We start from the raw sequence: 14,961 nt of genomic DNA, 5'->3' as shown, positions 1-14,961 counted from the left end.
CATGTTCTCGACCCTGCTTGCCCAATTGCCTTTTACCACCCTCGACTGGCTGCCGATCCTGCTGGGCATCGGCGCCGCCTATATCGTCTTCGGCATCGCCGGCTTCGGCACCGCACTGGTGGCCGGCCCCGTGCTGATCAACTTCATGCCGCTGTCGCGGATCATCCCCTTGCTGGTGTTGCTGGATTTTGTCGCCGCCTTCGGCAACTGGCTGCCTGCGCGCAAAGCGGTGGCGCGCCCGGAGCTGATGCGCCTGCTGCCGTGCATGGCGCTGGGTTGTACCCTGGGCGTGGTGTTTTTGCTCAACCTCAAGTCCGACCTGTTGCTGTTGTTGATGGGGTTGTTTATCAGCGCTTATGCCCTGTACAGCCTGGCGGTGAAGGTCAAGCCGGCGCAGCTGTCGGCCGCCTGGTCGGTGCCGATGGGAACGGTGGGCGGCCTGTTCGGTGCCTTGTTCGGCAGCGGCGGCTTTCTATATGCCCTCTACCTCAATGCCCGCCTGCCCTCCAAGGAGCAGGCGCGGGCCACCCAGAGCGCGTTGATCAGCTGCAGCACCGTGGTGCGCCTGAGCCTGTTCCTGATCGCCGGCGTGTATGCCGACCTGCCGCTGTTGCTGCTGGCGCTGTGCTTGTTGCCGATGATGGCCGTCGGGCTGTACCTGGGCCGGCGCCTGACCCTGAACATGTCACGCGACACCTTCGTACGCCTGGTCACCTGGTTGGTGCTGGCCAGCGGCATCTCCCTGATCGGCCGCTACCTGAGTGAGGTAAACTGGCACCTTTGAACCTGTTTGGCCGCTGTCATGACGACCCAGAGCATTATTGTCCCGAAGATTTCCACCGTCCCCGTGCATGAGCCCCGTGCCCGGGCAATCCTGCGCTGGCTGGTGCGCGAGAAGGTCATCGAGGAGCAACTGAGCACCTGTGGCAGCACCGGCAACCGCATGGCCTATGCCATCGCCGAAGGCGCGCGCAAGGTGGTCGAACGGCCGGAACTGCTGCCGTACGACCTGCCGGTCAATGGCCTTGAGGTCATTACCAAGCGCTGTATCTATACCCCGACCGAGGGCTTTCTTGAAGAAGCCGGCTGCGCTGAATGCCGCAAGGAAGTCGGCGTGGCACTATTCGAAAGCCTGGAGGACTGGATGCCCGGGCGCACAGAAAACTTCGTTTGCCCGTTGTGCGGCCATGAAGATGACATCAACGGTTTTCTGTTCCTCCAGCCCTGCGCGTTTTCCAACCTCGGCTTCATCTTCAATAACTGGAGTGCGGCGGGGTTCACGCAGGCTTTTCTGGATAACTTCGCCGATTGGCTGGACCAACCGGTGGCCGTCGTGCAGGTAACCCGCGAAGGTAACTGACCGAAGGCCCATCTTGGCATTGAGCGAAGGGCACGGGATGAGTATAATGGCGCGCTTCCATTTTTCCCGCCCGGGAGCCCCCGCGATGCTGCGTATCAGCCAAGAAGCCCTGACCTTCGACGACATTCTCCTAGTGCCTGGTTATTCAGAGGTGCTACCCAATGAAGTCAGTCTCAAGACCCGTTTGACCCGTGGCATCGAGCTGAACATTCCGTTGGTTTCCGCCGCCATGGATACCGTGACCGAAGCCCGTCTGGCCATTGCCATGGCCCAGGAAGGCGGCATCGGCATCATCCACAAGAACATGACCATCGAGCAGCAAGCTGCCGAAGTGCGCAAGGTCAAGAAGTTCGAGGCTGGCGTGGTCAAGGACCCGATCACCATCGAGGCTGACGCCACGGTACGTGACCTGTTCGAGCTGACCCGCCTGCACAACATCTCCGGTGTACCGGTGCTCCACGATGGCGACCTGGTCGGTATCGTCACCTCCCGCGATGTGCGCTTCGAAAACCGTCTGGATGCCACCGTACGTGAAGTGATGACGCCCAAAGAGCGTCTGGTCACTGTCAGCGAAGGCGCCGACAAGAACGAAGCCCGCGAGCTGCTGCACAAGCACCGCATCGAGCGCGTGCTGATCGTCGACGAAAAATTCGCCCTCAAGGGCATGATGACCGTCAACGACATCGAAAAAGCCAAGGCCTACCCGCTGGCCAGCAAGGACGACCAGGGTCGCCTGCGTGTCGGTGCTGCGGTCGGTACCGGCAAAGACACCGGTGACCGCGTTGCGGCGCTGGTTGCCGCGGGCGTTGACGTGGTGGTGGTCGACACTGCTCACGGTCACTCCAAGGGCGTGATCGATCGCGTTCGCTGGGTCAAAGAGCACTTCCCGCAGGTTCAGGTCATCGGCGGCAACATCGCCACCGGCGCTGCCGCCAAGGCCCTGGCCGAAGCCGGCGCTGACGCGGTCAAGGTCGGTATCGGCCCAGGCTCGATCTGCACCACCCGTATCGTCGCCGGTGTCGGTGTGCCGCAGATCAGCGCCATCGCCAACGTCGCCGCCGCCCTCGAAGGCACGGGCATCCCGCTGATCGCCGACGGCGGCATCCGCTTCTCCGGTGACCTGTCCAAGGCCATCGTTGCTGGTGCTTCTGCGGTGATGATGGGTTCGATGTTCGCCGGTACCGAAGAGGCCCCGGGCGAGATCGAGCTGTTCCAGGGTCGTTCCTACAAGGCTTACCGCGGCATGGGCTCGCTGGGCGCCATGTCCCAGGCCCAGGGTTCTTCGGACCGTTACTTCCAGGACTCCTCGGCCGGTGCCGAGAAGCTGGTACCGGAAGGTATCGAAGGCCGCGTGCCGTACAAGGGCACCCTGACCGCGATCATCCACCAGCTGATGGGCGGCCTGCGTTCCTCGATGGGTTACACCGGCAGCGCCAACATCGAAGAGATGCGCACCAAGCCTGAATTCGTGCGCATCACCGGTGCCGGCATGGCCGAGTCCCACGTGCATGACGTTCAAATCACCAAAGAAGCGCCAAACTACCGTGTAGGTTGATGCTTCAGGCAACACTTGCTAGCGGGGCTGTTATCGACAGCCCCGCGTCGTTTCCGATTTCCACTGACGAGATTGAGTCATGGCCCTCGACATTCACGCTCACCGCATCCTGATCCTCGACTTCGGTTCCCAGTACACCCAGCTGATCGCCCGCCGTGTGCGCGAAATCGGCGTGTATTGCGAACTGCACCCGTTCGACATGGACGATGAAGCGATTCGCGAATTCGCCCCGCGCGGCATCATCCTCGCCGGCGGTCCCGAGTCCGTGCACGAAGCCGACAGCCCGCGCGCGCCACAGGCCGTCTGGGACCTGGGCGTACCGGTATTCGGTATCTGCTACGGCATGCAGACCATGGCCGAACAGCTGGGCGGCAAGGTTGAAGGCTCCGAGCTGCGTGAGTTCGGTTACGCCCGCGTCGACGTAGTCGGCAAGAGCCGCCTGCTCGACGGCATCGAAGACCACGTCGATGCCGACGGCGTCCTCGGCCTGGACGTGTGGATGAGCCACGGTGACAAGGTCACCCGCATCCCGGAAGAATTCCATATCCTGGCCAGCACCCCGAGCTGCCCGATCGCCGGCATGGCCGACGACACCCGCGGCTACTACGGCGTGCAGTTCCACCCGGAAGTGACCCACACCAAGCAGGGCGGTCGCATCCTCTCGCGCTTCATCCTCGACATCTGCGGCTGCGAAGCGCTGTGGACCCCGTCGCACATCGCTGAAGACGCCATCGCCCAGATTCGCGCCCAGGTTGGCAGCGACAACGTCCTGCTCGGCCTGTCCGGCGGCGTTGACTCCTCGGTAGTAGCTGCGCTGCTGCACAAGGCCATCGGCGACCAGCTGACCTGCGTGTTCGTCGACAACGGCCTGCTGCGCCTGCACGAAGGCGAGCAAGTGATGGCCATGTTCGCCGAGAACATGGGCGTCAAGGTAATCCGCGCCAATGCCGAAGAGCAGTTCCTGAGCAACCTGGCCGGCGAAGCTGACCCTGAGAAGAAGCGCAAGATCATCGGTCGCACCTTCATCGACGTATTCGATGCCGAGTCCACCAAGCTGCACAACATCAAGTACCTGGCCCAGGGCACCATCTACCCGGACGTGATCGAGTCGGCTGGCGCCAAGAGCGGCAAGGCCCACGTGATCAAGTCGCACCACAACGTTGGTGGCCTGCCGGAAGAGATGAACCTCAAGCTGGTCGAGCCGCTGCGTGAGCTGTTCAAGGATGAGGTTCGTCGTCTTGGCCTGGAGCTGGGCCTGCCGTACGACATGGTCTACCGTCACCCGTTCCCGGGCCCGGGCCTGGGTGTGCGCATCTTGGGTGAAGTGAAGAAGGAATACGCCGACCTGCTGCGTCGCGCCGACCACATCTTCATCGAAGAACTGCGCAAGGCCGACTGGTACCACAAGGTCAGCCAGGCCTTCGTGGTGTTCCAGCCGGTGAAATCGGTGGGCGTGGTTGGTGACGGCCGTCGTTACGCCTGGGTCGTGGCCCTGCGTGCGGTAGAGACCATCGACTTCATGACCGCGCGTTGGGCACACCTGCCTTACGAGCTGCTGGAAACCGTCAGCGGCCGGATCATCAACGAGATCGAAGGCATCTCCCGCGTCACCTACGACGTGTCGAGCAAGCCGCCAGCGACCATCGAGTGGGAATGATCCCGCCGGTTGCTTGAGAAAGCGCCATGTCCCCTCGGGGCATGGCGCTTTTTTTTGTCGCGATAACTATCTAACGCCGTGGTTCAACGCTGTCTCGCACAGTGGGTCTCCCTTGTACCGGAGGCTAGCGTCATGAATGAAACACCGTTGTCCGTGTTATTGCACAACGACCTGTCAGCCATTGCCCTGCGGGTTGTGCAAGCCTTTCCCGATCTGCACAACGAGGCTCGTGAGGCTGCAAAAAGCTTGCTGCGCACCGAGGGTAACCTGATCGCAGATCCGGATCGCATCTACTGGCACCGTTTCTCTGGAGCGGCCAGTAGCAGCAGAACCTTTACGGGCTGGGAGCATTACGGCGCGCCCGTTCAATCCATGACCCTGACTGAGCTGGTGATGCGCCGCTTTCGCGTCAGTGATCAGGACAACGCCGATCTACTGCTCCTGTACGGCGGTTTCTACACCGAGGGACCCGGAGCACGACGGTTCGATGAAACCAACGAAGTACGCCTGGATCCACAGAAGGTGCTCAATGCCCTGTGGCAACTGGACTTCGGCGCGGCTTTCCTGCGACGCAGGACGGCATTCTGGAGCGATCACGGCGCTGACGTTCGCACACTGAGCAAGCTCAACTACCTGTCCGAAGCCCTGCAGGCCGGCTTGAGCGGGCAACTGAACGAACAGCAGTTGCAACTGGTGTTCGATGCCGTCGGTTTCGACAGCAGTGTCATGCCGCAATTGCGGCATTTTGACCAGGCGAAGCCGCCCGCCGCCGGGATTCATATCGCGACACTGAGCCTGGCCGGGCAGCTGTCAACTGATGTGATCTGGTTGCAGGGGGCGGGCGGTCAGCATGTGCTCTATTTGCCCGGTGCGACGCCGTCCTTTCAAGGGTTCAGCCGCCAGCAAGAGGTGGCCGGGTGGTTGTTCGGCTGGCTGCAGGCGCCTGCCAGCAGCGAGCAGCTGTTGGTGCATTTCTCCGGTGATCCGCAGCAAAGGCAGCGCGATCAATTCGACAGTTGGGCGAAGGGTAGCCTCCAGGCCTTTGCCAGCCAGGTTCAGCGTGCGCCGATCACAGGGGAGGTTTTCACCTGGATGCGCGACAACGCCAAGCGGCACATGGAGACTGAAACCGATGCCGCCTTGCGCACCAATGCCGAACTGCGTGCGCAGTTGTGGGTGGGCTACCTGGGCGTGGCCTCGCGCCTGCTCGGTGCCGTGGCGCCTGCCGGTTGGCCGTTGGCACTGCTGGCGGTGGCTGTAGGTACTGCGAGCCTTGCATTGAACGTCGAGCAGGCGGTCGATGGCGACAACCCCGAAGAACGTCGGGCGGGCTTGCTCGGGGCCATCCTTGCCGGGGTCGACCTGCTGCTCAACCTGCCGTTTCTGTTGCCGCTGGGGCGTGGTGCGGCGCAAGAGCTGGGTCAGCTTGAAGGCAATGAGATCATCGATGAACCAGCAGCTACCAGCGGCCTTGTGCAAGGTGTCAGTACTTTGGCTGATGGTGCCCAGTACATCGAGCTCAAGGGCGTACCCTACCGGGTTCGCTATGACCAGGCCTTGCGTACCTGGTTGATTGTTCCTGAAGACAATCCGTTTGCCTTCAATGGCGTAATACCCGTGCGCCTGGACGAGCAGGGGCAGTGGATCGTGCTCGAGTCCGTCTGTTTGCGCGGGGGCGGCCAGTGCCTGGGAGGGCTGACGCCCGAGCCGGCGGCCGCGATGGTGGATTATTCGCCCTTCGAGGCTGTACCAGGGCGCTATGAAGTCCCCGAGCCGGCCCGGCCTGCGGTGCTGGAACTGGTCAGTGCGAGTAATCGGCGGGCGATCGGCGGTGATTACTACGACCCGGAGTCGCCGCTGATGGAAGTGCGCGATAGCCTGGAGCAGATTCGGCAGCAATTGCGCACCGATGCCGAGACTTTCTTCACCCGGATAACCCTGCCCAGGTTCAGGATTCACCCGCCAGCGGCCTCGATCAGCCCGCAGCGGGCATTCATCGAATTGTTCGACGAGCACGCCGGCGTGGTCATTGGCGAATCGCACGACTCGATCGCCAGCAAGCGTTGGCTGCTGGAAAACCTCACGCCGATGTATGCCAAAGGCGTACGCACGCTTTATCTCGAGCACCTGATGACGGATCTGCACCAAGCGGACCTGGACCTGTTCCATCGCAGCGGGCGCATGAGTGCGCAATTGCGGCGCTATCTGGAGCGGCTGGATGTCGGGCAGCGCACCGATACCACCGGGCGGTACAGCTTCCTGGAACTGGTTAGAAAAGCCCGGGCCAACGATATCAGGGTACAGGCTGTGGATTGTGTCGCGAGCTATCAACTGGAGGGCCTTGAGGTCGAGCACCCGGGCAATCCGTTACGGCAGAAGGTCATGAACTACTATGCCAGCCGAATTGTTTCCGCCGGGCAAGCCGAGACTGGCGCAGGCAAATGGGTGGCCTTGGTCGGCAACACCCACAGCAATTTTTACAAGCGCGTGCCGGGTCTGGCGGAGCTGCAAGGGGTGCCGGGCTTGCGTCTGGTCGATGCCGGGCCGGGACAGGCGACCGGTATCACCCTGGATGCAGGTGAATACTATTTGCCGAGCATGGGCAACCCCGACGGTATCGTACAGGGGGACTTGCGCCTGGCACTGCAGACGCAGGATCAGCCCGTTGCGTTTCGTGACGCCATTACTGCCCCGCCAGGCGTGATAAGGCCTGGAAGCTAGGCCCTGCGGCAACTCTTCACTTAATCTTTCTCAATTGCAGGTGTATCGTATTCGCCCTTCATCGCCGGTCCCTTGGCGCTTTTCAGCCCGGTACCGGCATGTTGTTCCTGGCATTACGAGGTACCTGCTGCATGTCCTTTACCCGGCGACAAATACTCGGTGGCCTGACCGGCCTGGTGGCGATTGGCCTGGGCGCCGGTGGCGCGTCCCGGTACTGGCTGGGGCGTACCGATCCGAACGCCGGGCATGACTACGAGCTGATCGCCGCGCCGCTGGATGTCGAGCTGGTCTCCGGATTCAAGACCGAGGCCTGGGCCTTCGGCCCGTCGGCGCCGGGCACCGAGCTGCGGGTGCGCCAGGGCGAATGGCTGCGGGTACGCTTCATCAACCACCTGCCGGTGGCCACCACCATTCACTGGCATGGCATCCGTCTGCCGCTGGAGATGGACGGCGTACCCTATGTCTCGCAACTGCCGGTGTTGCCGGGGGAGTACTTCGACTACAAGTTCCGCGTGCCGGATGCCGGCAGCTACTGGTACCACCCGCACGTCAACAGTTCCGAAGAGCTCGGCCGCGGCCTGGTCGGTCCGCTGATCGTCGAGGAACGTGAACCCACCGGCTTCAAGCACGAGCGCACCCTGAGCCTGAAGAACTGGCATGTGGACGAGCAGGGCACTTACCTGCCCTTCAGCATCCCGCGCGAGGCTGCCCGAGGTGGCACCGCTGGCCGGCTGATCACCATCAATGGCCAGGCCAACGCCGTGGTCGACATGCCTGCCGGGCAGATCGTGCGGGTGCGCCTGCTCAACCTCGACAACACCCTGACCTACCGTATCAACCTCAAAGGCAACTTCGAGGCCCGGGTTTATGCGCTGGACGGCAATCCCATCACTCCGCGCCCGCTGGGCAAGGACTACTGGTTGGGCCCGGGCATGCGTATCTGCCTGGCGATCAAGATGCCGCCGGCCGGTGAAGAGTTGTCGCTGCGCGATGGCCCGGTGCGCCTGGGCACCCTGCGTTCGGTGGCCAGCAGCGAAGCTCCGGGCGACTGGCCACCGGCGCTGCCGGCCAACCCGATTGCCGAACCGGACCTGGCCAACGCCGAGAAGCTCAACTTCAATTTCGAGTGGGTCGGTTCGGTCTCGGTCAACACCGACAACGGCAAGCCACCGAGCCTCTGGCAGATCAACGGCAAGGCCTGGGACATCACCGACAAGACCTGCGCCGACCGGCCGATCGCCACGCTGCAAAAGGGCAAGAGCTACATCTTTGAGCTGAAGAACATGACCCAGTATCAGCACCCGATTCACCTGCACGGCATGAGTTTCAAGGTGATCGGCTCGAACAAGCGCAAGGTCGAGCCCTATTTCACCGACACCTACCTGCTGGGCAAGAACGAGCGCGCGCGGGTGGCGCTGGTGGCCGATAACCCGGGGACCTGGATGTTCCACTGCCACGTGATCGACCATATGGAAACCGGCCTGATGGCCGCGATCGAGGTGGCGTGATGCGCCAACCGCAAATCATCGATCGCAGCCGCGATCAGGAATTCATGCGCCTGGCGCTTGAGCTGGCGGCGCAAGGCGCGGCCATGGGCGAAGTGCCTGTCGGCGCGGTGCTGGTCCAGCATGGCCAGGTGATTGGCCGTGGCTTCAACTGTCCGATCAGCGGCAGCGATCCCAGCGCCCATGCCGAGATGGTCGCCATCCGTGCCGCCGCCCAGGCAGCGAGCAACTACCGGCTGCCGGGCAGTACCCTGTACGTGACGCTGGAGCCGTGCAGCATGTGCGCCGGGCTGATCGTTCATTCGCGGATCAACCGGGTGGTGTACGGCGCGCTGGAGCCCAAGGCGGGCGTGGTGCAGAGCCAGGGGCAGTTCTTTAGCCAGGGCTTTCTGAATCACCGGGTGCTATTCGAGGGGGGCGTGCTGGCAGAGGAGTGCGGGACGATTCTGTCCGAGTTCTTCAAGGCGCGGCGGGCGAAGGCCTGAGGTGGCCTTGATCGCGGGGCAAGCCCGCTCCCACAGGAGCCTGTAGGAGCGGGCTTGCCCCGCGAAACAGTTCAGAGTGGCGGGGTCTGCTCGGTTGGCTTGGTCTTGTTCACGCCCGGCACATGCAGGTTGCTATCGGCCACCTGGCTGCCTTCAAGCTGCGGCTGGGTCACCCAGGTGAGAATGTCGTAGTAACGGCGGATGTTGGCGACGAAGTGCACCGGCTCGCCGCCGCGGGCATAACCGTAGCGGGTCTTGCTGTACCACTGCTTCTGCGACAGGCGCGGCAGCATCTTCTTCACGTCCAGCCACTTGTTCGGGTTCAGGCCCTCGCGCTTGGCCAGCTTGCGCGCATCGTCCAGGTGGCCGCTGCCGACGTTGTAGGCGGCCAGGGCGAACCAGGTGCGGTCCGGCTCCTCGATACTGTCATCCAGCTCGGATTTGACGTACATGAAGTACTTGGCGCCGCCGCGGATGCTTTGCACCGGGTCCAGCCGGTTGGACACGCCCATGGCCTGGGCGGTGCGCTGGGTCAGCATCATCAGGCCGCGTACGCCGGTCTTGGAAGTGACCTCGGCCTGCCACATGGACTCCTGGTAGCCGATCGCAGCCAGCAGGCGCCAGTCGACCTGTTCCTTCTTGGCCGAGGCCTGGAAGGCTTTCTCGTAGCGTGGCAGGCGCTGCTGCAGGTGCTGGGCAAAGGTATAGGCGCCTACGTAACCCAGTACATCGACGTGCCCGTAGTAGCGATCTTTCAGACGCTGCAAGGTGCCATTCTTCTGCACCTTGTCGAGAAACTCGTTGATTTCGTTGAGCAGGCTGTTGTCTTCGCCGGCGGCCACGGCCCAGCGCTGGTCGCGGGCGTCACCGAGGTCGAAGGCCACCCGTACCTTGGGGAAGTAGACCTGGTTCATCGCCAGCTCGTTGGAGTCGACCAGGGTCAGGTCGACCTGCCCTTCATCGACCATGCGCAGCAGGTCGACCACTTCAACAGCGTCAGATTCTTCGTATTCGAGCGCCGGATACTGCTTTTTCAGCTCGGCCATCTGCTCGGCATGGGTACTGCCCTTGAGCACCATGATCTTCTTGCCGACCAGGTCCTTGGCGTCAGTGGGCCGTGGGCGGCCGTTGCGGTAGATGATCTGCGGGGTGACTTCCAGGTACGGGTGGGAAAAACGCACCTGCGATTTGCGCTGTTCGCTGCTGACCAGGCCCGCTGCGGCCAGCACCGGGCCGGAAGGCTGGCCGAGCTGGTTGAACAGGTCGTCGAGGTTGTCGGCGGTCTCGATCTTCAGCTCCACGCCCAGATCGTCGGCGAAACGCTTGACCAGCTCGTACTCGAAGCCGGTTTCGCCGTTGCGGTCCTGGAAGTAGGTGGCCGGGCTGTTGCGGGTAATCACGCGCAGCACGCCGTCCTCCTTGACGCGCTCGAGGGTGCTGGGTTTTTCAACACAGGCACCGAGCATCAGGAAGAGTCCGGTTGCGATGAGCCATCTGGCGCACCGCTGGCGCAAAGCGGTTTGGGCGAACATAGGTTGCAGTATACGCAAAGGACCGGTTGCGCCATATCTCGACAACGGTTTGCTTGTCTGCTAGCGATCTTTGCATTTAGGGCGAAATGCAGGTCGAAATGGGTGGTTTTTTTTGACCCCCGAGTCCGCTTTGCCGGGCCGACATGCGGAGGTGTCGCAATGGCGTGTTTCGGGTGCCGGAAGCGCTGGAATTAGGCTAGAATGCACGGCCTCTAAGCACACCCCCTTCCTGAGGCTGTCCCGACGATGTTGATCCTGCGCGGCGCTCCTGCCCTTTCTGCCTTTCGCCACGGTAAGTTAATCGAGCAACTGAGCCAGAAAGTCCCCGCTGTTAGTGGTTTGTATGCTGAATTCACGCATTTCGCCGAGGTTGACGGCGATCTGAGTGCCGACCAACAGCAAGTGCTCGCGCGCCTGCTCAAGTACGGCCCGAGCGTACCGGTCCAGGAGCCGAGCGGCCGCCTGTTCCTGGTGGTTCCGCGTTTCGGCACCATCTCGCCCTGGTCGAGCAAGGCCAGCGACATCGCCCACAACTGCGGCCTGGAAAACATCCAGCGCCTGGAGCGGGGCATTGCCTACTACGTCAGCGGTGAGCTGAGCGACGCCGATGCCGCCGTCGTTGCCGACATCCTGCACGATCGCATGACCCAACTGGTGCTGAGCAAGCTCGAAGGGGCCGCCGGCCTGTTCAGCCACGCCCAGCCCAAGCCGCTGACCGCCGTCGACATCCTCGGTGGTGGCCGCGCCGCCCTGGAAAAAGCCAACGTCGAGCTGGGCCTGGCCCTGGCCGAAGACGAGATCGACTACCTGGTTACCAGCTTCCAGGGCCTCAAGCGCAATCCGCACGACATCGAACTGATGATGTTCGCCCAGGCCAACTCCGAGCACTGCCGCCACAAGATCTTCAACGCCAGTTGGGATATCGACGGCCAGAGCCAGGAAAAAAGCCTGTTCGGCATGATCAAGAACACCTACCAGATGCACAGCGAAGGCGTGCTGTCCGCTTACAAGGACAACGCCTCGGTGATCGTCGGTTCCGTGGCCGGGCGCTTCTTCCCGAACCCTGAAACCCGCCAGTACGGCGCGGTGCAGGAGCCGGTGCATATCCTGATGAAGGTCGAGACCCACAACCACCCGACCGCCATCTCGCCGTTCTCCGGCGCCTCCACCGGTTCCGGTGGCGAAATCCGTGACGAAGGCGCTACCGGCCGCGGTGCCAAGCCCAAGGCTGGCCTGACCGGTTTCACCGTCTCCAACCTGCGCATCCCGGGCTTTGAACAGCCATGGGAAAAGGCCTATGGCAAGCCGGACCGTATCGTCAACGCCCTCGACATCATGGTCGAAGGCCCGCTGGGCGGCGCCGCGTTCAACAACGAATTCGGCCGTCCGGCCCTGACCGGCTACTTCCGTACCTTCGAGCAGTCGATCAATACCCCGCACGGTGAAGAAGTGCGCGGTTATCACAAGCCGATCATGCTGGCTGGTGGCTTGGGCAACATCCGCGAAGATCACGTACAGAAGGCTGAAATCACCGTCGGCGCCAAGCTGATCGTGCTCGGTGGCCCGGCCATGCTGATCGGTCTGGGTGGCGGCGCGGCTTCGTCGGTCGATACCGGCGCCAGCTCCGCTGACCTGGACTTCGCCTCGGTGCAGCGCGAGAACCCGGAAATGGAACGCCGCTGCCAGGAGGTCATCGACCGCTGCTGGCAGCTGGGCGACAAGAACCCGATCGCCTTCATCCATGACGTCGGCGCGGGCGGTATTTCCAACGCCTTCCCGGAGCTGGTCAACGACGGTGGCCGTGGTGGCCGCTTCGAACTGCGCAACGTGCCCAACGACGAGCCGGGCATGGCCCCGCACGAGATCTGGAGCAACGAATCCCAGGAACGTTACGTCCTGGCGGTGAGCGCAGGCGACTTCGAGCGCTTCCAGGCCATCTGCGAGCGTGAGCGCTGCCCGTTCGCGGTCGTCGGCGAGGCCACCGCAGAGCCGCACCTGACCGTTACCGACAGCCATTTCGGCAACACCCCGGTGGACATGCCGCTCGACGTGCTGCTCGGCAAGCCGCCGCGCATGCACCGTTCGGTGACTCGCGAAGCGGAGCTGGGCGATGACTTCGACCCAAGCACCCTGGAACTGAACGACTCGGTCGAGCGCGTACTGCGTCACCCAGCCGTCGCCAGCAAGAGCTTCCTGATCACCATCGGCGACCGCACCATTACCGGCCTGGTTGCCCGCGACCAGATGGTCGGGCCGTGGCAGGTACCGGTGGCCGATTGCGCCGTCACCGCCACCAGCTTCGACGTCTACACCGGTGAAGCCATGGCCATGGGCGAGCGCACCCCGCTGGCCCTGCTCGACGCTCCGGCGTCCGGGCGCATGGCAATCGGCGAGACCCTGACCAACCTGGCTGCCGCGCATATCGGCAAACTGTCCGACATCAAGCTGTCGGCCAACTGGATGTCGGCTGCCGGCCACCCGGGTGAAGATGCCCGCCTGTACGACACCGTCAAGGCTGTCGGCATGGAACTGTGCCCTGAGCTGGGCCTGACCATTCCGGTGGGCAAGGACTCCATGTCGATGAAGACCAAGTGGAGCGAGGAGGGCGCTGAGAAGAGCGTCACTTCGCCGATGTCGCTGATCGTCAGCGGCTTCGCCCCGGTGCTCGACGTGCGCAAGACCCTGACCCCGCAACTGCGCATGGACAAGGGCGAGACCGACCTGATCCTGATCGACCTGGGCCGTGGCAAGAACCGCATGGGCGCCTCGATCCTGGCCCAGACCCACGGCAAGCTGGCCGCCGTGGCACCGGACGTCGACGACGCCGAAGACCTCAAGGCCTTCTTCGCTGTGATCCAGGGCCTGAACGCCGACGGTCACCTGCTGGCCTACCACGACCGTTCCGACGGTGGCCTGCTGACCACCGCGCTGGAAATGGCCTTCGCCGGCCACTGCGGCCTGGACCTGGAACTGGACACCCTGACCAGCAAGCGCGAGAAAATCGCCGCCATCCTCTTCAACGAAGAGCTGGGTGCGGTGATCCAGGTGCGTCAGGACGCAACGCCGGACGTGCTGGCCCAGTTCAGTGCTGCTGGCCTGGGTGAAGACTGCGTCGCGGTGATCGGTCAGCCGATCAACAACGGCGAAGTGCTGATCAAGCTGGCCGGTGAAGAGCTGTTCAAGGGCGACCGTCGTCTGCTGCAACGCCAGTGGGCCGAGACCAGCTACCAGATCCAGCGCCTGCGTGACAACGCCGACTGCGCCGACCAAGAGTTCGACGTGCTGCTGGAAGAAGACAACCCGGGCTTGAGCGTCAAGCTTGGCTTTGACGTCAACCAGGACATCGCCGCGCCGTACATCAAGAAGGGCGTGCGCCCGCAGGTGGCAGTGCTGCGCGAGCAGGGCGTCAACGGCCAGGTCGAGATGGCGGCAGCCTTCGACCGCGCCGGCTTCAACGCCATCGACGTGCACATGAGCGATATCCTCGCCGGTCGCGTTGACCTCAACGACTTCAAGGGCCTGGTGGCCTGCGGCGGCTTCTCCTACGGTGACGTTCTCGGCGCCGGTGAAGGCTGGGCCAAGTCGGCGCTGTTCAACGCCCGTGCCCGTGATGCCTTCCAGGGCTTCTTCGAGCGTACCGACAGCTTCACCCTGGGTGTGTGCAACGGTTGCCAGATGATGTCCAACCTGCACGAACTGGTTCCGGGCAGCGAGTTCTGGCCGCACTTCGTGCGTAACCGTTCCGAGCAGTTCGAAGCCCGAGTGGCCATGGTCGAAGTGCAGAAGTCGAACTCGATCTTCCTGCAGGGCATGGCCGGTTCGCGCATGCCGATTGCCATCGCCCACGGTGAAGGCCATGCCGAATTCGCCAGCGAAGAAGCCCTGCTCGAAGCCGACCTGTCCGGTTGCGTGGCCCTGCGCTTCGTCGACAACCACGGCAAGGTCACCGAGAGCTACCCGGCCAACCCGAACGGCTCGCCGCGTGGGATCACCGGCCTGACCAGCCGCGACGGTCGCGTCACCATCATGATGCCGCACCCTGAGCGGGTCTTCCGTGCCGTGCAGAACTCCTGGCGTCCGGATGACTGGAACGAAGACGCGGCGTGGATGCGCATGTTCCGCAACGCCCGGGTGTGGGTGAACTAA

At 63.2% G+C, this 14,961-nt stretch carries 9 protein-coding genes; 8 read left to right on the top strand and 1 reads right to left on the bottom strand.

Annotated elements, in window-relative coordinates:
* Window position 1 precedes the first annotated feature (1 nt).
* From JV241A_RS19725 to tadA, 7 genes are all read left to right on the top strand, one after another.
* Complete coding sequence (locus tag JV241A_RS19725) at window positions 2-784, top strand: sulfite exporter TauE/SafE family protein (protein WP_134064110.1); 783 nt, start codon at window positions 2-4, stop codon at window positions 782-784.
* 18 nt (window positions 785-802) lie between these two features.
* Window positions 803-1,360, top strand: a complete 558-nt coding sequence (locus JV241A_RS19720) for a sugar ABC transporter ATPase (RefSeq protein WP_115088528.1) — start codon at window positions 803-805, stop codon at window positions 1,358-1,360.
* Window positions 1,361-1,445: 85 nt separating this feature from the next.
* Complete coding sequence (gene guaB / locus JV241A_RS19715; RefSeq protein WP_115088527.1) at window positions 1,446-2,915, top strand: IMP dehydrogenase; 1,470 nt, start codon at window positions 1,446-1,448, stop codon at window positions 2,913-2,915.
* Window positions 2,916-2,994: 79 nt separating this feature from the next.
* Complete coding sequence (guaA, locus tag JV241A_RS19710) at window positions 2,995-4,572, top strand: glutamine-hydrolyzing GMP synthase (protein ID WP_115088526.1); 1,578 nt, start codon at window positions 2,995-2,997, stop codon at window positions 4,570-4,572.
* A gap of 132 nt (window positions 4,573-4,704) precedes the next feature.
* Window positions 4,705-7,293 carry a membrane-targeted effector domain-containing toxin gene (locus JV241A_RS19705; protein WP_134064108.1) on the top strand — a complete coding sequence of 863 codons (2,589 nt, stop codon included), beginning with the start codon at window positions 4,705-4,707 and terminating at the stop codon, window positions 7,291-7,293.
* Window positions 7,294-7,424: 131 nt separating this feature from the next.
* Window positions 7,425-8,801, top strand: coding sequence for a multicopper oxidase family protein (locus tag JV241A_RS19700; protein ID WP_115088524.1), 1,377 nt, complete (start codon window positions 7,425-7,427; stop codon window positions 8,799-8,801).
* Window positions 8,801-9,283: a tRNA adenosine(34) deaminase TadA gene (gene tadA / locus JV241A_RS19695; protein WP_115088523.1), complete on the top strand. Its 483-nt coding sequence runs from the start codon at window positions 8,801-8,803 to the stop codon at window positions 9,281-9,283. Before JV241A_RS19700 ends, tadA begins: the two co-directional genes overlap by 1 nt.
* Before the next feature lie 71 nt (window positions 9,284-9,354).
* Here the strand turns inward: tadA and mltF are convergent, their stop codons facing one another.
* Window positions 9,355-10,815, bottom strand: coding sequence for a membrane-bound lytic murein transglycosylase MltF (mltF, locus tag JV241A_RS19690; protein WP_134064106.1), 1,461 nt, complete (start codon window positions 10,813-10,815; stop codon window positions 9,355-9,357).
* A gap of 246 nt (window positions 10,816-11,061) precedes the next feature.
* On the opposite strand from mltF, the gene purL reads away from it, so the two are divergent.
* Complete coding sequence (purL, locus tag JV241A_RS19685) at window positions 11,062-14,961, top strand: phosphoribosylformylglycinamidine synthase (protein ID WP_134064104.1); 3,900 nt, start codon at window positions 11,062-11,064, stop codon at window positions 14,959-14,961.

The sequence above is a fragment of the Pseudomonas sp. JV241A genome, assembly GCF_900275665.1.
GTDB lineage: Bacteria > Pseudomonadota > Gammaproteobacteria > Pseudomonadales > Pseudomonadaceae > Aquipseudomonas > Aquipseudomonas wadenswilerensis.
This window is presented reverse-complemented; position numbering and strand designations above follow the sequence as displayed.